Source organism: Streptomyces sp. NPDC006872 (assembly GCF_040635845.1).
Lineage (GTDB): Bacteria > Actinomycetota > Actinomycetes > Streptomycetales > Streptomycetaceae > Streptomyces.
The window spans coordinates 514,940-535,707 of record NZ_JBEYIL010000003.1; the positions used below are offsets into that span (position 1 = coordinate 514,940).

General features: G+C 70.6%; 17 protein-coding genes and 2 pseudogenes. 12 read left to right on the plus strand and 7 right to left on the minus strand.

Annotation, left to right across the window (positions count from 1 at the left end; genetic code table 11):
- Window positions 1-39 precede the first annotated feature (39 nt).
- Together ABZ725_RS11330 and ABZ725_RS11335 are read right to left on the minus strand one after the other, a co-directional pair.
- On the minus strand, window positions 40-1,173 hold the full coding sequence (locus tag ABZ725_RS11330; RefSeq protein ID WP_358802442.1) for a LacI family DNA-binding transcriptional regulator: 1,134 nt from the start codon (window positions 1,171-1,173) through the stop codon (window positions 40-42).
- 388 nt (window positions 1,174-1,561) lie between these two features.
- Window positions 1,562-2,713, minus strand: coding sequence for a type II CAAX endopeptidase family protein (locus tag ABZ725_RS11335; protein ID WP_358802443.1), 1,152 nt, complete (start codon window positions 2,711-2,713; stop codon window positions 1,562-1,564).
- A gap of 137 nt (window positions 2,714-2,850) precedes the next feature.
- On the opposite strand from ABZ725_RS11335, the gene ABZ725_RS11340 reads away from it, so the two are divergent.
- The gene (locus ABZ725_RS11340; protein ID WP_358802444.1) at window positions 2,851-5,370 is read left to right on the plus strand and encodes a histidine kinase; all 2,520 of its coding nucleotides are present in this window, start codon (window positions 2,851-2,853) and stop codon (window positions 5,368-5,370) included.
- Window positions 5,355-6,020: a response regulator transcription factor gene (locus ABZ725_RS11345; RefSeq protein WP_358802759.1), complete on the plus strand. Its 666-nt coding sequence runs from the start codon at window positions 5,355-5,357 to the stop codon at window positions 6,018-6,020. The genes ABZ725_RS11340 and ABZ725_RS11345 overlap by 16 nt, the downstream gene beginning before the upstream one ends.
- A gap of 26 nt (window positions 6,021-6,046) precedes the next feature.
- Here the strand turns inward: ABZ725_RS11345 and ABZ725_RS11350 are convergent, their stop codons facing one another.
- Together ABZ725_RS11350 and ABZ725_RS11355 are read right to left on the minus strand one after the other, a co-directional pair.
- Window positions 6,047-6,811: a class II aldolase/adducin family protein gene (locus ABZ725_RS11350; RefSeq protein ID WP_358802445.1), complete on the minus strand. Its 765-nt coding sequence runs from the start codon at window positions 6,809-6,811 to the stop codon at window positions 6,047-6,049.
- A gap of 101 nt (window positions 6,812-6,912) precedes the next feature.
- Entirely contained in the window at window positions 6,913-8,373 is a 1,461-nt protein-coding gene (locus ABZ725_RS11355; protein WP_358802446.1) for a sodium:solute symporter, read from the minus strand.
- Between the two features lie 115 nt (window positions 8,374-8,488).
- Between ABZ725_RS11355 and ABZ725_RS11360 the strand changes: the two genes are divergently transcribed.
- From ABZ725_RS11360 to ABZ725_RS11395, 8 genes and pseudogenes are all read left to right on the plus strand, one after another.
- Complete coding sequence (locus ABZ725_RS11360; protein ID WP_358802447.1) at window positions 8,489-10,039, plus strand: PucR family transcriptional regulator; 1,551 nt, start codon at window positions 8,489-8,491, stop codon at window positions 10,037-10,039.
- 20 nt (window positions 10,040-10,059) lie between these two features.
- Window positions 10,060-11,205 carry a histidine kinase gene (locus ABZ725_RS11365; RefSeq protein WP_358802448.1) on the plus strand — a complete coding sequence of 382 codons (1,146 nt, stop codon included), beginning with the start codon at window positions 10,060-10,062 and terminating at the stop codon, window positions 11,203-11,205.
- A gap of 104 nt (window positions 11,206-11,309) precedes the next feature.
- Window positions 11,310-12,236 (plus strand): ABC transporter ATP-binding protein, encoded by a 927-nt coding sequence (locus ABZ725_RS11370; RefSeq protein ID WP_358802449.1) that lies wholly within the window; start codon window positions 11,310-11,312, stop codon window positions 12,234-12,236.
- Window positions 12,229-12,981, plus strand: a complete 753-nt coding sequence (locus tag ABZ725_RS11375) for an ABC transporter permease (RefSeq protein ID WP_358802450.1) — start codon at window positions 12,229-12,231, stop codon at window positions 12,979-12,981. The genes ABZ725_RS11370 and ABZ725_RS11375 overlap by 8 nt, the downstream gene beginning before the upstream one ends.
- A gap of 40 nt (window positions 12,982-13,021) precedes the next feature.
- Window positions 13,022-13,696 (plus strand): response regulator transcription factor, encoded by a 675-nt coding sequence (locus ABZ725_RS11380; RefSeq protein ID WP_358802451.1) that lies wholly within the window; start codon window positions 13,022-13,024, stop codon window positions 13,694-13,696.
- A gap of 116 nt (window positions 13,697-13,812) precedes the next feature.
- Window positions 13,813-14,028: pseudogene (locus tag ABZ725_RS11385) on the plus strand (VapC toxin family PIN domain ribonuclease); the annotation flags it as partial.
- Between the two features lie 108 nt (window positions 14,029-14,136).
- Window positions 14,137-15,213: a dihydrodipicolinate reductase gene (locus tag ABZ725_RS11390; protein ID WP_358802760.1), complete on the plus strand. Its 1,077-nt coding sequence runs from the start codon at window positions 14,137-14,139 to the stop codon at window positions 15,211-15,213.
- A gap of 2 nt (window positions 15,214-15,215) precedes the next feature.
- A complete protein-coding gene (locus ABZ725_RS11395; RefSeq protein ID WP_358802452.1) occupies window positions 15,216-15,704 on the plus strand; it encodes a carboxymuconolactone decarboxylase family protein in 489 nt (162 codons plus the stop codon).
- Window positions 15,705-15,797: 93 nt separating this feature from the next.
- On the opposite strand, the gene ABZ725_RS11400 is transcribed toward ABZ725_RS11395, so the two are convergent.
- Window positions 15,798-17,423, minus strand: a complete 1,626-nt coding sequence (locus ABZ725_RS11400; protein ID WP_358802453.1) for a GMC oxidoreductase — start codon at window positions 17,421-17,423, stop codon at window positions 15,798-15,800.
- A 434-nt stretch (window positions 17,424-17,857) separates the two neighbouring features.
- Here ABZ725_RS11400 and ABZ725_RS11405 point away from each other — a divergent pair.
- A pseudogene (locus ABZ725_RS11405) lies at window positions 17,858-18,025 on the plus strand (site-specific integrase); the annotation flags it as partial.
- Here the strand turns inward: ABZ725_RS11405 and ABZ725_RS11410 are convergent.
- Together ABZ725_RS11410 and ABZ725_RS11415 are read right to left on the minus strand one after the other, a co-directional pair.
- Window positions 18,022-18,528 (minus strand): SLATT domain-containing protein, encoded by a 507-nt coding sequence (locus tag ABZ725_RS11410; protein ID WP_358802454.1) that lies wholly within the window; start codon window positions 18,526-18,528, stop codon window positions 18,022-18,024. The pseudogene ABZ725_RS11405 and the gene ABZ725_RS11410 sit on opposite strands and share 4 nt — an antisense overlap.
- Before the next feature lie 661 nt (window positions 18,529-19,189).
- A complete protein-coding gene (locus ABZ725_RS11415) occupies window positions 19,190-19,546 on the minus strand; it encodes a hypothetical protein (RefSeq protein ID WP_358802455.1) in 357 nt (118 codons plus the stop codon).
- Between the two features lie 478 nt (window positions 19,547-20,024).
- Between ABZ725_RS11415 and ABZ725_RS11420 the strand changes: the two genes are divergently transcribed.
- Entirely contained in the window at window positions 20,025-20,267 is a 243-nt protein-coding gene (locus ABZ725_RS11420; protein ID WP_358802456.1) for a hypothetical protein, read from the plus strand.
- The last annotated feature ends 501 nt before the right edge of the window (window positions 20,268-20,768 follow it).

Consider the following 20,768-nt stretch of genomic DNA (forward strand, 5'->3'; position numbering starts at 1 on the left):
AGGAGGTCCGGGTGAGGTTCGTACGGATCGTGCTCGTGCTCAGGGACGGACAGGCGGCGGTCCGGTCGTCGGGCCCGGCCGGAAGACACAGCTGACGAGCGGCTCCCGCGCCGCCTCTCGCTCCCCCGTTGCCTCTCCCTCTCCCTCTCCCTTTCCCGCGACGAGCGAGGCCAGCAGCCGTACGGCCGCCGCGCCCAACTGCGGCCGGGGAATGTCGAATCCGGTCGGCACGGGCTCGCTCGCCAGATCGGAGGGCGGGCTGCCGAGCAGCGCGAGGGACACGTCCGCGGGGCAGGCGAGGCCCGCCCCGCGCACGGCGGAGAGCAGTCCGCGCCAGGCCGCCCCGGTGTCGGTCTCCTCCACGACGAAGGCCGTCACTCCTTCGTCGGCCCAGGCCCGCAGCCGCTCGGGCGTGAGGTCCCGCTGCGGATCCGCGGACCGGAAGACGGCCGCGGGCCCGTAGGGCAGACCCGCCGCCTCCAACCCCTCCAGGAAGCCGCGCTGACGGTCCGCCGAGGCCGGCGCGTCGTCGTCCTCGCGGACGAGAACGATCCGCCGATGCCCCAACCCGGCCAGATGGCCCACGACGTCACGGGTGGCCTCGACATAGTCCGCGCCCACCCACGCGACGCCCTCCAACTCCTCGCGGCGGCCCAGGTGCACGACCGGGAAACCGTCGTCGACCAGCCGCTTGAGCTCTGCCCGGGGTGTGTGCCGGCCCATGAAGAGACAGCCGTCGGCGAGCCGGACCCGGCTCAGCGCGTCGGGACGCGCGGCCCCCGCGCCGCCGGTGCTGGACCCGGTGAACAGCACCAGGTCGTAGCCGAGCGCCGCCGCCTCGCACTCCACGCCGACCAGGAAGGGGTAGTACGAGTGCTGCACATCGGTGGGGAACGTGGCGGTGAAGCTGAAGACACCGAGGAGGTTGTTGCGGGCCGCGGCCAGCCGCTGGGCGGCCGGGTCGGGCACGTAACCGAGACTGCGGGCCGCCTCCAGGACCCGTCGGCGGGTCTCCTCGGAGATGAGGGGGCCCTTGCCGTCGGGCTTCGGGGAGAGCACCAGGGACACGGTCGCCTGGGACACTCCCGCGAGCCGGGCCACCTCGGCCTGCCGGGGCCGAGCCGTACGTCCGGTCGGCGCGGGCGTCCGGCCGGGCCGCTTCCTGGGTTCCACCGTGGCCTCCCCCCTCCGTTAATGCGTATTACATAATACGCATTAACGGAGACTGCACCTCCCGGCCCAGCGGGTCAAGGCTTGGCACAGAAGCCAGGGCCAGGGTGGCCAGGGTGGCCGGGTGGTACTGCTGTTCCCACCTTCGAGCCTGGCGGCACCGAGGGTATGCAACTGGTCCAGGCCACGTGCGACGACTCCGCGGGGCACTGGACGACGATGGCCCGCATGGCGACGATGAACCACTTCGGCATGACTCTGGGCGGCTGGCGTGAGCGCATGTCACCGCAGGACAGCGAGCTGAGAGTCGTCGGGGAGCGGCGCATCCCCGGACTACGCCGCGAGGAACCGGCCCGTTTGGCGGGCACATCGGTCGGCTGCGTGCGTCCTGTCAGCTGCCCGAGCGTTCGGTGCACGGAACCGGGTCCGGGAGCACCGGGTCACGGAGCACCGGGACCGGCCCGCCGGGGACAGGGATGTGAGCGGCGGGACCCTGGGGATACGCGGCGGGACCCTGGGGATACGCGGCGGGAGCCTGGGGATACGCGGCGGGACCCTGGAGGTACGCGGCGGGACCCTGGGGATACGCGGCAGGAAACGGGGGATACGCGGCGGAGAAGGGCAGCGGCGGCGGGACCGGTGACGGCGCGGGGACGGCGCGGGTCGGTGTGCGGCGGCGCGCGAGCCAGAGGACGGCAGCCGTGTACAGGGCGATGCCGGCCAGGTCGACGGCCACGAGCTGCCAGGGAAGGTCCGCGGCGGTCTCGTCGCTCTTGAGGCCGTCGACGACGGCGGCCGAGACGCCGAAGGCCAGGAGGTTGTTCACGGCGTGTAGTCCGATCGCCGCCTCCAGCCCGCCGGTGCGCACGGTGAGCCAGCCCGCGACCACCGCGAACACGGTCAGGTCGGCGAAGCCCCACGGGGTGCCCCAGCCGTGGGCGGCGGCGAACAGGACGGCCTGGGGCACGAGCGCCCACCAGGGAGAGCGCAGGAAGCCGCCGACCGCCTGCGTGAGCCAGCCGCGGAAGACGTACTCCTCGGCGGCCGCCTGCAACGGCACCAGGACGATCAGCATGGCGAGGGCCGGGCCGAAGACCTCCCAGCCCGCCCACCGCGACGGCTCGGCATCGTCCATGGGCAGCAGGAGCATGACCCCGGTGGTCACGGCGAGGACCGGGAGGGCCGCCAGCACGCACAGCCCCAGCCAGCGCCACCGCAGTCCGCCCGTCACGGACGAGACCGTGCCCGCCGGGCGGCGGCCGATCCAGCGCACCGCGAGCAGGACGACGGGCAGGGCGGAGGCGATCGCCAGCAGGTCGAGGGCGGTGCCCGAGACGGGACCGAACTCGACCGTTCCGTCCGGGGCTTCGGGATACCCCTTGGCCGCTCCCAGGACGGAGCCGAGGCCGTAGACGAGTACGGCCGCGATCACGCACGCCACGGCCATGAACCCGGTGCCCAGCACGGGCCGCCACCATCGATGGCGTACCGAGGCGCGAGCCATGCGGTGGTAGGGGAGCAGTTCGGGGAGGGGATTCGTCATGGGGACAAGCCTCCCCGCGGGCCCGTGTCCCCACATCGGCCGCGGGCACGAAGGGCGACTCTGTCGGAAGGTAGAGAGCGACCTCGTACCTGGGGCCGGTGCCGCGCCGTCGCACCCCGCCCTACGCTCGTGCCGATATGGAGACGACGCTACGCAACTGGCTGCTCCCCGCGCTGCTCGCGACCGGACAGATCGCCTGGCTGTGGCCCGGAGTCGGCTCGGCCGGCGCGGAGCCGCCCGGGGCGGCCGCGCTTGTCGCCGTCCTGGGCGCGGTGGTCGCCGAGACGGCCGCGCTGGGCCGACGACGGCAGACGCCGGTCCGGACCCTGGCCTGGTGCCTCGGTGCCCTCCTGCTGGGCCAACTGGCCTGGCAGGACGGCTACTTCGGGATGGGTGCGCCGATCGCGCTGTACTCGGTCGCGGTCCGCTGCCCGGTGCCCGTGACCGTGCGCGCGCTCGCCGCGGCCGTGGGCGTCGAGTGGCTCCTGTCCCTCATCCACCTCGGGGTCCGGCCCGCGCTCGCCTCGGAGTGGGCGCTCGGCGCGCTCGTGTACGCCGTCTGCGCGGGACTCGGTGAGGCCCGACGGCAGTGGCTCAAGGGGCGGCTCCTCGCGACCCGCCGGCTGGCCGGCGCGGAGGAGACCCGGCGGCGGGCGGGCGACACCGAACGGCGGCGGCTGGCCCGCGAACTGCACGACGTGAGCGCCCATCACCTGACGTCCGTCGTCATCACGGCCGACGCCGCGCGCAGACTGGGCGGCAGCAGGCCCGAGTTGACGGCCGAGGCGCTGTCGTTCGCCGAGCACACCGGCACCGAGACCCTGACGGCGCTGCAACGGCTCGTCGGTCTGCTGCGCGACGTCGACCGTCCGGATCCCCGTCCGATGACGGCGCGCATCGAGGAACTCATCGCCGGATTCGGCCGGTTGGGGCGTCCGATCGACGCCGTGCTCCCCGCCGACCTGGCCGGTCCGGCGGCCGAGGCGGTCCACGGGATCGTCCGGGAGGCCCTGACGAACGCCCTGCGGTACGCCCCGGGCTCCGCCGCGCGCGTCAGCGTCCTGCGCGGGGAGGGCGTCCTGGAGCTGAGCGTCGACAACGCTCCCCCGCGCGGCGCGGCGCCGGACGGAGTCGGCGGCCTCGGTTCCGGGCGCGGCGTCGCGGGGATGAAGGAGCGGGCCGCGGCGGTGGGCGGGGAACTGACGGCGGGCCCCGCCCCCGGCGGGGGCTGGCGGGTGAGGGCCACGCTGCCCGACGTCACGGGACCGTGGGGTCCGCCCGAGGGCGAGGGCGAGGGCGTGGGCGTGGGCGCGGGTCGGCGCGACGTGCTGCGGGAGCAGCGGCTGGCCGACCCCGCGCTGGTGTGCACGGCGACGCTCCTTCCCCTGGTGTTCGCCCTGGTCACCGCGGAGGACTGGACCGGCGCGAGCCTGCGCGCCGCGCTGCCCGGCCTGCTCGTCGTGGCCGTGCTGCTGACCGCTCACGCGGTGCCGCTGCTGTGGCGGCGGCGCGCTCCGTGGCCGGCGTTCCTCGGCGTGCTGGCCACGTCGTGGCTGTGGCCGGCGGCGGTTGTCGGGGCGGGTCTGCCGTCCCGGGAGTCCGAGTTCTTCGCCGGCGGAGCGCTTGTGGAACTGCTGGCGGTGTACGCGGTGGCGGTCTACGGCCGGGGAGCCGCCCGTACCTGGCCCGCGTGGTGCGCGGCGGCGCTCTCGCTCTCCGGGACCCTGGTCGCGACGGCGGGCGCGGACGGCGAGTTGCAGGGCGAGGACTCGACCTGGCTCGCCGCCCTGGTGATGTTCGTGCCGTTGGCCATGGCGCTCGTCGTCGTGTTCGTCGGCCTGTGGGGTGCCGGGCTCGCCGTGCGACGCCGCCGGTTGCGGATCCTCGCCTGGGACGACTTCGCGCTGGCCGGCGCGCTGTGGCACGCGGAACGGGCCGCGGACGCCGAACGGCGGCGACTGGCGGCGAAGTTGCACGACGCGGTCCTGCACCCCACGGCGGCACTCGTCGAACAGGCCCGGCAGGGACGACTGGAGGAGGTGGCCGCCGGGGCCCGTTCGGCCCTCGCCGCCATGCGTGAACTCCTGCACAGCCTGGGGAAGGCGGAGGATTCGGAGGACCCCGGGCGGGGGCTCGCCCCGGCGCCCACCGCCGCGGACCTCGACACCCTGTGCCGGACCCTACGCGCGGCCGGCAGGGACGTGACACTGCGTGGCCTGCCGGAGGCGGCGCAGGACCTGCCACCCTCCGTGACCCTGTCGGCCTACCGGATAGTCGAGGCGGCGCTCGGCGCGGGCGACCAGGGCCCGGCGCGAGTCACGCTACGCCGACGGCGGGACACCCTGCGCGTCACGGTGACCGGCGTACCGCTGGCCGTGACCGGCCCCGTGGCCGAACGCCTGAAGGTACAGGTGGGGACGGGAACAGGGACGGGGACGGGAACAGGGACGGGGACGGGAACAGGGACGGGGACGGGAACAGGGACGGGGACGGGGACGGGGACGGGAACAGGGACGGGGACGGGGACAGGGACAGGGGCGGGGGCGGGCACCGGACGGATCACTCTCGAACAGACAGGTACGGTACGGGTGTTGCTGTCGATCCGGCCGAGCCCGCCGGTGCCCGTCCAGGAGGTGTTCCCATCACCACACGCGTGATGGTCGTCGACGACCAGGCGGTGGTCCGCGCCGGATTCGCCGCCATCGTGGACGCCGAACCCGATCTGACGGTGGTCGCCGAGGCCGGTGACGGGGCGTCGGCGGTGGAGCTCGCCGCCGCCGAGACGCCCGACCTCGTCCTGATGGACATCCGCATGCCCGGCATGGACGGGCTCACCGCGACCCGTCTCATCACCGCGCAGGAGCGGCCGCCGCGCGTCCTCGTCCTGACCACCTTCGACCTCGACGCCTACGTGTACGAGGCGTTGCGCGCCGGGGCCTCGGGATTCCTGCTCAAGGACGCCCTGCCCGAGGACCTGCTGTCCGCGATCCGCGTGGTCGCCACCGGCGAGGGCATCCTGGCCCCGACCGTGACCCGCCGTCTCATCGACACCTTCGCCCAGGGCGCGCCGCAGCCGCCGTCCGTGACGGGGGTGCTGTCCTCCCTCACACCACGCGAGCGCGAGGTCCTGCTGCACATCGCGTCGGGCCTGACGAACGCCGAGATCGGCGCCGCCCTCGGAGTGACCACCGGCACCGTGAAGACCCACGTGAACGCCCTGCTGTCCAAGCTGGGCCTACGGGACCGGGTGCAGGCCACGATCCTGGCCTACGAGAGCGGCTTGGTCAGGCCACGCGGAACGGTCTGAGCACGGTCCTGTCGGTCGCGTTCCCGTCAGTCCTGGTAACCGGGGGCGATGCGGTCGAGGAGCCGGAGCAGTGCCGACCAGGCGAGGTCGTAGGCCCGGTCGTCCTGGAAGTCGGATCCGTGCTCCTCCCCGGTCAGCTGGCGGGCGGTGAGCTCGCAGACCTCGGGGTCGGGGAGGACGAGCTTCGCGCCCCCTGCCATGGCGTTCGTCTGGATCTCGCAGGCCTTGTCCAGGTAGTACATGCGCAGGAACGCCTGCGCGGGCGTCTCGCCGACGGTCAGCAGACCGTGGTTGCGCAGGATCATCGCCGGGTGGCCGTCGAGGTCGGCGACCAGCCGGCGCTGCTCGGCGAGGTTCAGGGCGACGCCCTCGTAGGAGTGGTAGCCGAGCCTGCCGTAGAACTCCATGGAGATCTGGTTGAGGGGTAGCAGCCCCTCCTCCTGGGCGGCGACCGCGCAGCCGGCCCTGGTGTGGGTGTGCAGGACGCACCGGGCGTCGGGGCGGGCGGCATGGATCGCGCTGTGGATGACGAAACCGGCCGGGTTGACGGGGTGGGGGGTCCGCTCGGGCTCGACGGGGTGGCCGGACAGGTCGATCTTGACGAGGTTCGAGGCGGTGATCTCCTCGAAGAGCAGCCCGTAGGGGTTGATCAGGAAGTGGTGTTCCGGGCCGGGGAGCCGTACCGAGATATGCGTGAAGATCAGGTCGGTCATCCGGAAGTGGGCCACCAGGCGGTAGACGGCGGCGAGTTCGCGGCGCAGACGGAGTTCCTCCGCGGAGGCGGTGGGCATCGAGGGCCTTTCATGGCATACGGCACGTGCGGGTGCGGGTGCGGGTGCGGGTGCGGGTCCGGGTGGGTGCGCCTCAGGAGGGCGATCGGCTGGGCGGTCGGTCAGGCCGTGCTGAGCTCCGGGCTCGTGGCGGCAGGGGTCGGCGTCGGCTCGCCCGCCAAGCGGCGGCGCCACGTCTGAAGGACCGTCTCGTCGGTCGGCCGGGTCACGAGGCTCACGACGACGTAGGCGACCAGGCTGGCGAGCAGGCCGTAGTAGATCGGCTCGTTGGCGAGCAGCCCGTCGGTCACCATGAAGACGATCACCGTCGTACCGCCCGCGATCATCGCGGTCAGCGCGCCCGGCAGGTTGCCGCGCCGCCAGAGCAGGCCGCCGAGGATCGGCACCAGCAGACCGCCGACCAGCAGGTTGTAGGCGACGGTGAGCGCCTCGATGACGTCCGCGAGGACACAGGCGATCACCATGGCGGCCACGCCGAGGACGGCGATGGCGAGCCGGTTGGAGCCGATCTCGTCGCTCTCACGGGCGGGGGCGCGGCGGCGCAGCCGGGCCCAGATGTCCTGGTTGGCCACGGTCGCGGAGGCGATCAGCGCGCCGCTGGCGGTGGACATCATCGCGGACAGCGCGGCGGCCAGGACCAGTCCGCGCACGCCCGTCGGCAGGGCGTTCTTGACGATGGTGGCGAACGCCTGGTCGGCGGCGGCCAGGTTCGGGTAGAGGGTCTTCGTCGCCATCCCGATGAACGCCCCGGCCAGGGCGTACACCAGGCAGTAGACGCCGGCGACGGTGCCGCCCCACGCGGCGACCCTGTCGCTGCGGGCGGTGAAGACGCGCTGCCAGATGTCCTGCCCGATCAGCATGCCGAAGGTGTAGATCAGCACGAAGGTGACGATGGTCTGCCCGCCGATGGAGGTGAGGGAGAAGTAGCCGCCCGGCAGCCGGTCCGCCATGGCGCCGAAGCCGCCCGCCTTCACCACCGCGATCGGCAGCAGCAGGACGAGCACGCCCAGACTCTTCACGACGAACTGCACCATGTCGGTGAGCGTGATGGACCACATGCCGCCGAGCGCCGAGTAGCCGACGACGATCGTGCCGCCGACGACCACCGCGACCCAGCGCGGCACGTCGAAGAGGACGTCGAAGACACTGGCGTACGCGATCGTCGAGGTCACCGCCAGCATCAGCGTGTAGATCCACATCACGACGCCCGAGATCACGCTCGCGGCGCCGCCGTAGCGCAGCGACAGCATCTCGGCGACCGTGTAGACGCGCAGCCGGGAGATACGGGCCGAGAAGAAGACGCTCAGCGCGAGCAGCCCGAGGCCGATGGCGCCGACCATGGCGGCGCCCGAGACGCCGTAGGTGTAGCCGAGGCGCACACCGCCGATGGTGGAGGCGCCGCCGAGGACGACGGCGGCCATGGTGCCGGTGTACATGAGCGGGCCGAGCCGACGCCCGGCGACCAGGAAGTCGCTCTTGGATGCGGCACGGCGTCTGCCCCACCAGCCGACACCGATGATGCCGATCAGATAGGCGGCCATGACGACGTAGTCGACGGTCACGGGGACCTCCGGGAGAGGGGAGGGAGCGGAAAAGGGGGGGAGGCGGGTGACATGACCGTAGCCACGCGGTGTACTGGTGCTGAAGTGCCAGTTCTGTCCAATGTGGGGACGTTCGTTGGATGAATCCGCCAACGCCGAGCAGCCGTCCGTGCGCCTCGGCGTGCTGCTCGCCGACCCGGCCCTCGGCCTCACCCAGCTCGCCGGACCGCCGGCCGAGGACTGCCCGGTCGGCACGGTCGGCACCACGGAGCTGGAGGACCCCACGCCCTACCTGGTCGGCGGCGAACTCCTCCTCACCTCCGGCGTACGGCTCCCCGACGACGCGGACGGCATCGACACGTACGTACGACGGGTGGTCGCCGCCGGAGTCGTCGCGCTCGGCTTCGGCGTGGCCCCCGTGCACGAAGAGGTGCCGCCGGACCTGGCCCGCGCCTGCGACCGGCACGGCCTCCCGCTTCTGCGCCTCCCGCCCGCCACCCCCTTCGTCGCCGTCGGACGGGCCGCTTACGCGGCGATCGCCGAGGTCCGCAACCGCGAGCTGCGGGAGATCTCCCGGGCCCAGTCGGCGCTGGCCTCGGCCGCCGCCCGCCCGGACGCTCTCCGGTCCGTCCTCGGCCAACTCGCCGCCCACACCGGGGCGTGGTCGGTCCTTTACGACGCCCAGGGCGCCGAACTCCTCTCGGCGGGCCGGCGCCCCGCGTCCCCGCACCTGCTGCGCGACCTCGCCGTACGCACCCTGCGGCGGGCCGGCGGCCCCAGGGCGGCGGCGACCCACGACCCCGACCGGGGCATCCACCTGACCGTCCACACCCTGCCCGCCGGCCCGGACCGTACGACGGGCACGACGCTGGCCCTGGGACAGGCCGCCACCACACCCCCGACCACCGTGCACCGCCAGGTGACCGGCACGGCGACCGTCCTGCTGTCCCTGCTCACCAGCCCGCGGCACGCCCTGAGCACCGACCCCCACAGCGTCGGCGCGCTGGTACGGCTCATGCTCGGGGCCACGCCCGCCGAGGTCGCCCCCGCGCTGCTCCCCGGGGACGGATCGGCAGCGGACGGTCACTGGACGGTGGTCCACGGCCGCCGCCCCGACGGCACGCCCGTCGCCGCCGACCCGGCTCAACTGGCCTCCCTGTCAAGCCTGTTGGGCACCCCGTACGTCCACATCGACGGCCCCGCGCTCACCGCACTGGTCCCCGGCGTCCCCGACCGGGCGGCCGAGCTCGGCTGGGTCCTCGGCTACAGCGCCCCCGCGACCGCGGACGACCTGCCGCACGCCGCCGCACAGGCCGAACGCGCCCTGCAACGCGCCCTCGCCACCGGGACACCCTCCGCCGTCCACACCACCGACCCCCTCACCCTGCACGCACTCGTCGCCCCGGCCGACGCCCGCGAACTCGCCCGCACCCGCTTCGCCCCCCTGGACGGGGCCGGCCCGCCAGGCGCTCCGGTCCTCCTCGACACCCTGCGGACCTGGCTCACCCTCCACGGCAGCTGGGACCGCACCGCGGCGCTCCTGGGCGTCCACCGCAACACCGTCCGCCACCGTCTGGCCCGGGTCGCCGACCTCCTCGACACCGACCTCCAGGACCCCGGAACCCGCATGGAACTCTGGTTCGCCCTCCAATGGCTACCGGACGAGGCGGCACACGACCGCCCCTGAAGAACGATTACGTTCAGGGCATGGGTGATGTCTCTCGTCGGCGCCTGGTCATGCTCGATGCGTTGGCCGCGGTCGGGTTCGCACTGCTCCCGCAGGTGTCGCTGCTGCGGCCGGCCGTCGGCGGCGAGGCGAGCGTCACCGCCGTGTGGCTGCTGTCGCTGGGCAGCGCGCTGCCGTTGGTGGCCCGGAGGCTGTGGCCCGTGCCGGTCTTCGGGCTGGTCCAGCTCGTCGCCTGCGTGGCACTGGCCGTGGGTGCCGGGCCGATTCCGTTTCTCGCGGCGGCGTACGCCCTGTATGCGGTGGCCGCGACGAGGAGTCGGCGACGAGGGCCGTCCCCGGCGTTCGTCGCCGGACTGTGCACGGCGGGAGCGATCCTGCTCACGGCGACGGGAGGGCAGGACCGGCAAGGCGGGACCAGGGCCGCGCAGGTCGTGTTCGGCCTGCTCGTCCTCGGTGCCGCCTGGGCGTGGGGGACGACGGTCGGAGAACGGCGGGAGAGCATGAGGCGCGCCGTCGAGCAGGCCGCCGAGCAGGCGAGGGCCGAGGAACGCCGCCGTGTCGCCCGTGACATCCATGACGTCGTCACGCACAGCGTGGGCCTGATCGCGGTCAAGGCCGGTGTCGCCAACCACGTGTTCGCCACGCACCCGGAGGCGGCACGGGAAGCCTTGACGGTGATAGAGGACGTCAGCCGCAAGGCACTGCGCGACATGCGGGCCACGCTGCACGTGCTGCGCCGGGATCAGGAGGGCGGTGCTCAGGACCTCCGGCCGGTTCTCGGGCTGTCGGACCTGCCCGCCCTGGTCCGGACCGCCGAAGCGGCCGGAGTGTCCGTGGACCTGCGGTCGCAGTGCGCGGAGGAACCTCCCGACGGCGTCGCGCTCTCCGCGTACCGGATCGTTCAGGAGGCGCTGACGAACGTCGTCAAGCACGCCGCACCCACCCGCTGCAGGGTGCATCTCACCTCGGAGCAGGGCACGTTGACGATCGACGTGACCGACGAGGGTCCTGGGCCCGGGACCCGTCCGACGACCGTGCCCGGCGGCGGCGGACTGGGCCTCGTCGGAATGAAGGAGCGGATCGCCGCCCACGGCGGCACCTTCAGCGCCGGACCGCAACCGGAACCGGACGCGGGCTTCCGGATCCGGGCGACGCTGCCGTACTGAGCCGGACTCATTCGCAGGTATGACTTCGGCCCGCGAAGGCCGTCCGATGGTCCCGACCCCCGGACCGATGTGGCCGACGGGGGCGCTCGACGAGACTCCACCATGTGATCCACGATGTGATCGACCATGTGATCGACGTGCAGAACTTGACCAAGCGGTATGGGCAGAACACCGTGGTGGGCGGCTTCACCTTCACGGTGCGGTCAGGGGCCGTCACCGGATTCCTGGGCGCCAACGGAGCCGGGAAGTCCACGACGATGCGGATGCTGCTCGGCCTCACCCGCCCGGACACCGGATCCGCGACGATCGGCGGCCGCGCCTATCGCGAACTGACGTACCCCGCCCGGCATGTCGGTGCCCTGCTGGAGACGTCCGTCCCGCATCGCGGCATGACCGCCGCCGACCATCTGCTGTGGCTGGCGCAGAGCAACCGGATCGCCCGGCGACGCGTCGGCGAGGTCCTGGAGACCGTCGGCCTCACGGGGGCGGCCGAGCGGCGCATCGGAACGTTCTCCCTCGGCATGGGCCGGCGGCTCGGTCTGGCCGCGGCCCTGCTCGGCGACCCACCGGTCCTGGTGCTCGACGAACCCGCCAACGGCCTTGACGCGGAAGGAATCCGGTGGCTGCGCGAACTGCTGCGCTCGATGGCCGCCGAAGGCCGGACCGTCCTCGTCTCCAGCCACCTGATGACCGAGATGTCCATGGTCGCGGACCACCTGATCGTCATCGACCGAGGGCAACTCCTCGCGGAGACCGGCATGTCGGACTTCATCCGACGCCACGGACGGACATATGTACGGGTGCGGACACCGGAACCCCTGCGGCTCCACACCGAACTGGCACAGAAGGGAGCCTCGCCGAGGCTCGCACCGGACGGCGGCCTGGAGGTCGACGGCATACAGGCGGCGGAGATCAGCCGGCTGGCCGCGGCGAGCGGGATCCCGCTCGAAGAGCTGAGCACCCGCACGGCATCCCTCGAGGACACCTTCCTCAAGCTCACCGGCAACGGAGGAAGCAACACCCATGGCTGAGACGATCGCGGCCGTCCGGGCCGAGTTCACCAAGCTGCGGGGCATCCGCGGCACGTTCGTCGCACTGCTGCTGTTCGCCCCCGTCAGCGTCCTCGTCGCCGCTCTGGGCGGCTGGTCCGCGCAGGGCGCGATCGAGTCCGACAGCTCCCGGCTGCGCTCCGACTTCACCCCCGAGCAGGCCGGCCTGGACGGCATCCTCTACGGTCAACTCGCGCTGATCGTGTTCGGAGTGCTCATCGTCTCCAGCGAGTACGCGTCGGGCATGATGCGGCTCTCACTGCTCGCCGTGCCCCGACGAGGCCGCCTCTACGCGGCGAAGATGACCGTCACGGGTGTCGCCGCCGCGGCCGTCGCCATCCCCGCCACCGTCGCCGGCTACCTGGTCACCCAGATCGCCCTCGGACCCCACGGCGCCTCGATCGACGCGAACGGCGTCCCCCGCGCCCTGGCCGGCGCGGTCGTCTATCTGACGTTGATGACCCTGTTCGCGGCAGGTGTGGCCGCGACCGCCCGCAGCGCCGTCGTCCCGCTGGCGATCCTGCTCCCGATGGTGCTCGCCGGATCGCAGATCCTGTCGGTCATCGGAGCGACGAAGGAGGTGGCACGGTACTTCCCCGACCGGGCCGGCACCCAGCTGCTCACCGTCGACTCACCGGACGGGTACACCGGAGCTATGGTGCTGATCGTGTGGACCGTGGTGGCGCTGTTCCTCGGCTACCTCCGGCACAACCGCTGGGACGCATGACGGGACATGCCCGAACCTTTGGCGCACGGAGGAGTGCGGAGTGGCTGAGCCGGTCCGGGTGCTGATCGCGGACGATCAGGCGCTGTTGCGCGGGAGCTTCCGTGTCCTCATCGACGCGACACCGGGAATGCAGGCGATAGGCGAGGCGGATGACGGCGTCCGGGCCGTGGAACTCGCCCGAGAACTGCGACCGGACGTCGTCCTGATGGATCTGCGCATGCCCGTCATGGACGGCATCGCCGCCACGCGGGCGATCTGCTCCGACGAGACGCTGAGCGCAGTGCGGGTCCTGGCCCTCACGATGTTCGACATGGACGACTACGTCTACCCGGCCCTTCAGGCAGGCGCGAGCGGATTCATGCTGAAGGACGCCTCCCCGTCCGAGCTGGTCGCCGGCATCCGCGTCGTCGCCACCGGCGAGGGTGTACTGGCGCCCACGGTCACGCGCCGCCTCATCGCGAGCTTCTCCCACGGCGACGAACCGGCTCGGTCGGCTTCCCGGCTCGTCGGGCTCACCCAGCGGGAACAGGAGGTGCTCGTGCTGATCGCGAACGGCTTGTCGAACGCCGAGATCTCCCGGCAACTGCTCATCAGGCTGCCGACCGTGAAGACCCATGTGAGCAGCCTCCTCTCCAAGCTGAACGCCCGCGACCGCGCCCAACTGGTCATCATCGCCTACGAAACCGGCCACGCAGAGCGGGGCATGCCGAGCTGACGCACCACGGTGACGGGCGCAGGCCGGTGCGGATCGTCTGCCGTCCACGGCCTCGGCCAGTCGCCGCTGCTCGTCGACTGCTTCGCAGGACGGCACCGGAGATCCATCACGCGGCCATGGCGAACCGTGTGGCCACACACGAGTGGGGACCCGCGGCCGCCGTCAGCGCGGTCGACGACCTGCGACGCTGGATGAGCCGGGACCGGGTCCTCATGCCCGAGATCACGAAAGACCACTTGGGTGCCGCGCAGTCCGTCCGAGTCCGCCACGGCGCGCTCGACCTGGACCTCGCCGATGCGGTGAACGTGGCGCTAGCCGCCGACTACGACACCGTGCGGGACGGTCGACGGTCGATCACCGGCGGGTCCGTTGCCCGTGCCTGGCCCGATTCCTCGTGCACGGCTATGGGAAGTTTTGGGGTGCATCGTTACCCTCCGGCCATGATTCCCACGGTGGTTTGGGGCACAGGCAACGTCGGGCGCGCGGCCATCCGAGCTGTCGCGGCGCACCCGATGCTCAGTCTGATGGCCGTGCTGGTGTCCACTCCCGCCAAGGTCGGTCAGGACGCGGGTGAGCTCAGCGGACTCGGCCGGCGCCTCGGGGTGACGGCGACGGACGATGTGGACGCGGTTCTCTCCGGAGCCCCTCGCGCGGTCGTGTACGCGGCGTCCGGTGACGTCCGCATGGACGGAGCCCTCGATGACATCAGCCGCGCGGTCCGCGCCGGCGCGGTGGTCGTCACACCGTCCCTGTACGGCATGTACGACTGCACGAACGCGCCTGCCGAGATCCGCGACGTGCTGCTCGAGTCCGTCGAGGCCGGGGGCGGCTCGTTGTTCGTGTCGGGCGTGGACCCCGGTTGGGCCAACGACGTGCTCCCGCTGCTGGTCAGCGGGCTGGGGTCCGACATCGACGCCGTCCGCTGCCAGGAGATCTTCGACTACTCGACGTACGACCAGGAGGAAGCGGTCCGCCGGCTGATCGGTATGGGACATCCTCTGGACTATCAGCCGCTGATGCTCGCCGAGGGCATTCCGACGATGATCTGGGGCGGACAGCTGCGGATGATGGCACGGGCCCTGGGCGTCGAACTGGACTCCATCGAGGAGACGTCGGAACGCCGACCCCTCGACACGTCCGTCGTCACGGACACGATGGGGGAGTTCCCGGCCGGCACCCAGGGAGCGGTGCGTTTCGAGGTGCAGGGCGTGGTGGCGGGCGAGCCCCGCATCGTCATCGAGCATGTCACCCGCATTCACGCCACCTGCGCCCCGGACTGGCCGGCACCGCCCGACGGCGGGGCGGGCGCACATCGCGTGATCATCGAAGGGCGCCCCCGCATAGAGGTCACGGTCGAGGCCACGGACGAGGGAGAGAACAGAGCCGCCGGCGGCAACGCGACGGCGGCCGGCCGTCTGGTGAACGCCATCGACTGGCTCGTCGAGGCCGAACCGGGTCTCTTCGACGCACTCGACGTCCCGCTGCGCCCCGCGGTGGGCAGACTGGGAAAGAAGTGATCATGCAGATCGACATCCCCGAGGGCACCGACCCCATCCCGTACGTCTGGGGTGACATGGTGCCCAAGATCGGACATGCGGCCAGCACCTTCTCCCTGTCCGTCTACGAGTACTCGACCCTCGGACTACGCGAGTTCGAGGCCGCCCGCCTACGCATCGCGCAGATCAACGGGTGCCTGTTCTGCCTGGACTGGCGCACCGAACGCGACGGGGAGAAGGTCGAGGAAGGGTTCCTCGACGCGGTCACGCAGTGGCGGACCACGGACGTCTTCGACGAACGGACCCGACTCGCCGCCGAGTACGCGGAGCGCTACGCACTCGACCATCACCACCTGGACGACGATTTCTGGGACCGGATGAAGGCGCACTACAGCCAGGCGGAGATCGTGGAGCTGACCATGAGCATCGGCTCCTGGCTGGCGTTCGGCCGTCTCAATCACGTGCTGGGTCTCGACACCGTCTGTGCGCTGCCTTCGCCACAGGATTCGTGAGGCGTTGGGGGTTGGGGGTTGCGGGCCTGCGGGCTCGCGGGCTTGCGGGTTGCCGGTTGCGGGCCGCGGCACATCGGCCACGGCCCACAGGTGTCAGAAGTCCGCGGCGATGATCTTCTCGATGTTGCGCTCGGCGAGCGCCGTGATGGTCACGAAGGGGTTGACGGTGACGTTGCCGGGGACCAGCGCACCGTCCATCACATAGAGACCCGAATGGCCGTGCAGACGGCCGTAGTTGTCGGTGGCCTTGTTGAGGACCGCGCCACCCAGCGGGTGGTACGTGAGATGGTCGCCCCAGATCTTGTTGGCGCCGAAGAGGTCCGTGCGGTAGATGGTGCCCTCGGTGGCGTTGATCTTGTCGAAGATCGTTTTCGCCATGTCGATGGACGGCTGCTTCCACGCGGTCTGCCAGTTCAGTTCCACCTGTCCCGTCGACGTGTTGTACGTGAACCGTGCGCGGTTGGGGTTGTTGGTGATCGACAGATAGAACGACGCCCAGGTCTCGATACCGGTCGGCAGCGGCGCCACCTCGGCGAACGCACCGCCCGCGGTCCAGTTGTCGATGCCCGCGGTCGGCATCGACGACTGAAGCGCTCCGGTCGGGTCCCACAGGTGGTTGGCCCGGCCGCACATGACGTTGCCGTTGTCGCCCCAGCTGTTGCCGATCTCACTGTTGAGGCCGGGCAGCGCGCCCGTCGCCTTCAGCCGGACCAGCAGCTTGCTGGTGCCGACGCTTCCGGCGGCGAAGAACACCCGCGCGGCGAGCACGGTCTTGGTGGCGGTGACGGCTCCGCTCGTGTCGAGCTGCTCGATGGTCACGGAGTAGCCGCCGGTGGCCGGCGTCACCGTGGTGACCCTGTGCAGCGGTGAGACGCTGACCCGGCCGGTGGCGCGGGCCTGCGCGAGATAGGTCTTCTGGAGGGACTTCTTGCCGTAGTTGTTGCCGTACAGGATCTCGGCGGCCAGGGCCGACTTGGGCACCGTCCCCGCGGCCTCCTGCTTCATGTAGTCCCAGTCGTAGACGCTGGGGACGAACCTGAAGGCGAAGCCGGACCGTTCCGCGTGTTTGCGGCCGACGCGCGCGTACTGGTAGCAGTCCGTCGTCTCGAACCAGGCGGGGTCGATCGTGCCGACGCCGAGCGCGCTGTTCGCGCGCGGGTAGTACACGTCGTACATCTCGTCGGCGTCGACCGAGGGGAGCACCCCGGGGAACCGGGATCGGTCGGGCGTCACGGCCATACCGCCGTTGACGAGGGAGCCGCCCCCGACGCCCCGCCCCTGGTACACGATGATGCCGCCCATTTCCTCGGCGTCGAGAATGCCCGTGTACTTCGGCACGTCCTTGTCGAGCGGGAAGCCGAGGAAGTTGCTCAGGGGCTGCTTGGTCCGGGTGCGAAGCCAGAAGGACCGATAGTCGGGGCTGGCGGTGTTGGCGAAGATCTTGCCGTCCGTTCCCGGGGTGTCCCAGGCCATGCCCATTTCCACCATGTGGACGTCCACGCCGGCCTGTGCGAGTCGCAGTGCGGTGACGGAACCCCCGTATCCGGTTCCGATCACGAGTGCGGCGACCTGTGCGCCGGGTTCGATCGGGTCGGCCTCAGCGGTCGGGATGCCGAAGGTGCTCAGGGCTGCGGCGCCAAGAATAGAACCAGTTCCTCCAATGAAGCCGCGCCGGGACAGACCTCTTCCTTGCAGTATGTCGGCAGGACTTGTGCCCACGTAGATCTCCTTCCCCTTGCATAAGAGAAACGAGTTCTACTGAGAAGGGTGAAATAAGTCACGGGAAACCTGCGGGTAACTTAGGTTTTGCCCGCGGGCTTTCGCATCAGGAATCAACCGCTGACGCATCCCACGCATCCCTCCCTCTGGCATCAATTCAGGTCCGCTTCCTCGGGCTTCGCACCGGGGGCGGGGTCACCGGCGCTCGCCATGAAGGTCTGATCGCCGTTCAGGAATTCCGGCGAACCCGAGATGAGGTAGAAGGATTCGTCGGCGCCCTTGTGCACGTGCGTCCTTTTGAAGGGGCGTTGGGAGGTGAGGGAAGTGATGAAAGGTGATGATGAAAGGCGATGGGGGTCAATGGACGCCGAATCGCCGTGCCTGCCGGGTCGCCGTTCGGACGCCTCCGGTGAAGAGCAGCCCGCGGTCGGTGCGCCGGCCAGTCCTCCGAGAAAGCCGCGCTGATCTATCAGCACTCCGACGACGACCGACAGCAGGAAGTTGCAGCCGGCCTCGACGCGACCGTCCGCGAGGCACGCCAGGAAGTGCAAGAAGCTGCGGCCGTGCCAGAACGGGAGACCCGCGCCCCCGACGATCACTAGGCACTGGTCGACGGCGCGGGTTCCCGACGATGCTCCAGCCATGTGCGGCCTAGGTCGCCCCAGATCGCCTGATGCTGGCCAAAGATCTCGTTCAGCTGATCGAACGTGAGCTCGTCGGCGGCCGTCGATGCCACGAGGTATTCGAGGTGATCGGCAAGTCGCTGGAACCGGTACTGCGCTTCCTCCATCAGAACCCACCGGGAGCGCCAGTTGAAGAACGGTTCGACGGCTCCCAGCAACGTCACCAGCGCCACACACGCCAAGGCCGGACCAGCCCACGCGTTGAGGTTCTGCAGGCCCAGGATGACGGTGGACGCAGCGGACAGTACAAGCGTCGCCACCTTGGTGACGGCGGCACTTCGACCGAACCGCTTCTTCTTGCCGCGGGCGTAGCCGTTGCCCTGACGAATCTTGTCCAGCAGGAGGGCGGCTGCCTCCCTCGGGCTGAGACCGACGCCCAGGCCACTGTCCGGCTGCACTCCGCCCCCAAGCTCTGTCGCCACCTCGCAGCTCGCTGCCCTGGCAATCGCGCGCCCAGCGTAGCCGCTCGAGGCTCCTGCAACGGAAGGTGATCTGGCGGTCTAAGTGGCTCTGACCTTGTACTTCTGAGTCAGGGTGGCGGGATTTGACCCGCGACCTCTTCGTCCCGAAGAAACTTGGGCGGGGGCTGGGCCTTGGGCTGGTATGGCTTTTACCTGCACCGATGGTTCGTAGGCGTTCGCGCGCGTCCGCGATTGTCCGTCGGCGTTGTCGCGCAGTTAGACACTCACCCACTCAACGGTCCATCGCCGACAGGTGCGTTGTCAGTGCTTGCGCATATGGTCTCAAGCGCGCGGTCGGCTTCCGGGGGTTCCAGCTCTGAAGGGATGGTTTCATCCCCGGCCTGTCTGGGGGCGGCTCGGAGACTCGTCCGGGACCTAACCGACGGCCGGGCTTCGTCGATGGCCACGAGGTGACCTGCCAGCGCCGGCCGCGCACCCCCTCTCGCGGGGGCGGACGCACGCTTTCCAACTGCGGTGGTGCGGTCTTGGGTCGGGTGCAGGGGCGTTCACCTGCGTTCATGGGCGGCCGGTCATGAGGGCGGGGGCGGCTGCGGGTCTCGTCTGAACGGCCGTGAACGGCGCTGAATGAGACGGAAACTGAGACGGGAGCGCGCTCCCGGCGTCAGGGCCTGAGACGGTTCTGCTGGGGGTCGAAGCAGACCAGCCCCATTGAGTTTGCAAGGGCCGCCGCGTAGGTGGAGGCTTCCTCAGCCATGCTCCAGCGCATCGGGAAGTAGACGAGCGGGCCGCATGCCTCTCCGATCAACGGCCTCGTCGACCACGGGGAGGTGTCCTTCTCGTCCTCGGTCAGGTCACACCACCGCCCCAGGAGGCCGGCGACGTAAGCCGCTATGCGCTCGGTCGGCGGATGCTCAACATCCGTGTCGACGTAGTGCTCATAGAGGTCCGTGAACGCGCGCGCGGCTGCCTTGTCGTCCGCAGGACGCTCGCCCTCCCACACAGCCAAGTCGTAGCTCATGGCCGGAGGCTCTCATACCGCACTGACAGGTCGGCCTTGTCCTCAGCCAGGGGTGCCATCAGCTTGGGACACCTGCGTGATCGGGGGTCCGTCGGTTGAGGATGGCCCGTGCCGGACACAGGTTTTGCGGGCCAGCCTCATCCCTATCAGGTCGATCACAGTGGTCCGGGGACGTTGGCCAACCGCTCGTGGTCCTCAACTGACCGTCCGCCGAGGTTCGGCGCTGACCGCCGCTGTCGCCGGAGCGAGCCACGACGGCGGAAGCGTGGTGGTGAGGCCTAGACACTCATGCTGCCCCTCGATGCGAACTACGGGCACGGTGGTTGGTGAGGACTACTGAGCTGGGTAAGACCCCGCGGCGCACCCCTCAGACGGGCACGCGGCGGGCACGGCCGAGGGCTTCCATGGTCGGCTGCTCAACTCAGTTGACCGGAGGAGCCGCGGTTGCTCTACTTCGATGCCGGACCGGGGAGGACGTGTGGCAGAACTGCCGGAGAGTGTAGATCGCTACATTCTGGAGGGACGCACCATCCTCGCAGTGAAGGCGATTCGTGAGGCACAAGGATGCCCGCTCCGCGAAGCGGTTGATCTTTACCATCAGCGCTACGGAGAGCTTCATCCTGAGCCGGACTCAGCCCAGAAAGCTCCCCGGCCCCGCGTGCTGCGGTTCGAGCGGGATGGCTCTTTGGTTGTGTTTGACGGACTGCAAGACAGTCAGTAGCCGAAGAAGTGTCGGGTCGCATTCCTGACTTGCGGGCTTGTTGACGATCAACGCTGTGAACTACGACTTAGCTGTCGGTGGTTGTCACCGTTGGTCGTCAACGGGCCCCTTCGGACGGCCCCAGGGCGGCCCGAGCTGGCCGCAGAGGCAGTATTGATCACAATCGATGTGATGCGTCTCTGCCTTCGATGAGTGCACCAACCGCTCGCACGAAGGAATCATGGGCGGCGGCCGAGGCGCGCATTCCCGCGTACTCCTGCTCAAACATCTGAGGTGTGCCAGGCGTGCTAATGGCCTTCACCTCGGCGACCGCTTCGAGATGGATGCAGTAATCCTGTAGGGCGTCCCCCCAATGCGGTGGCCCGTGTGTGGATGGTTTCAGGCCCCATGAGTTTCACGCGCTGTCGTACTTGTCGGAGTCTGTACATGATCTCTTTCAGCTCCGCCGCTACTCCACCCCCCTCGGCACACTCCGCACCGCCCGCGCCGACCGGGCCTTCG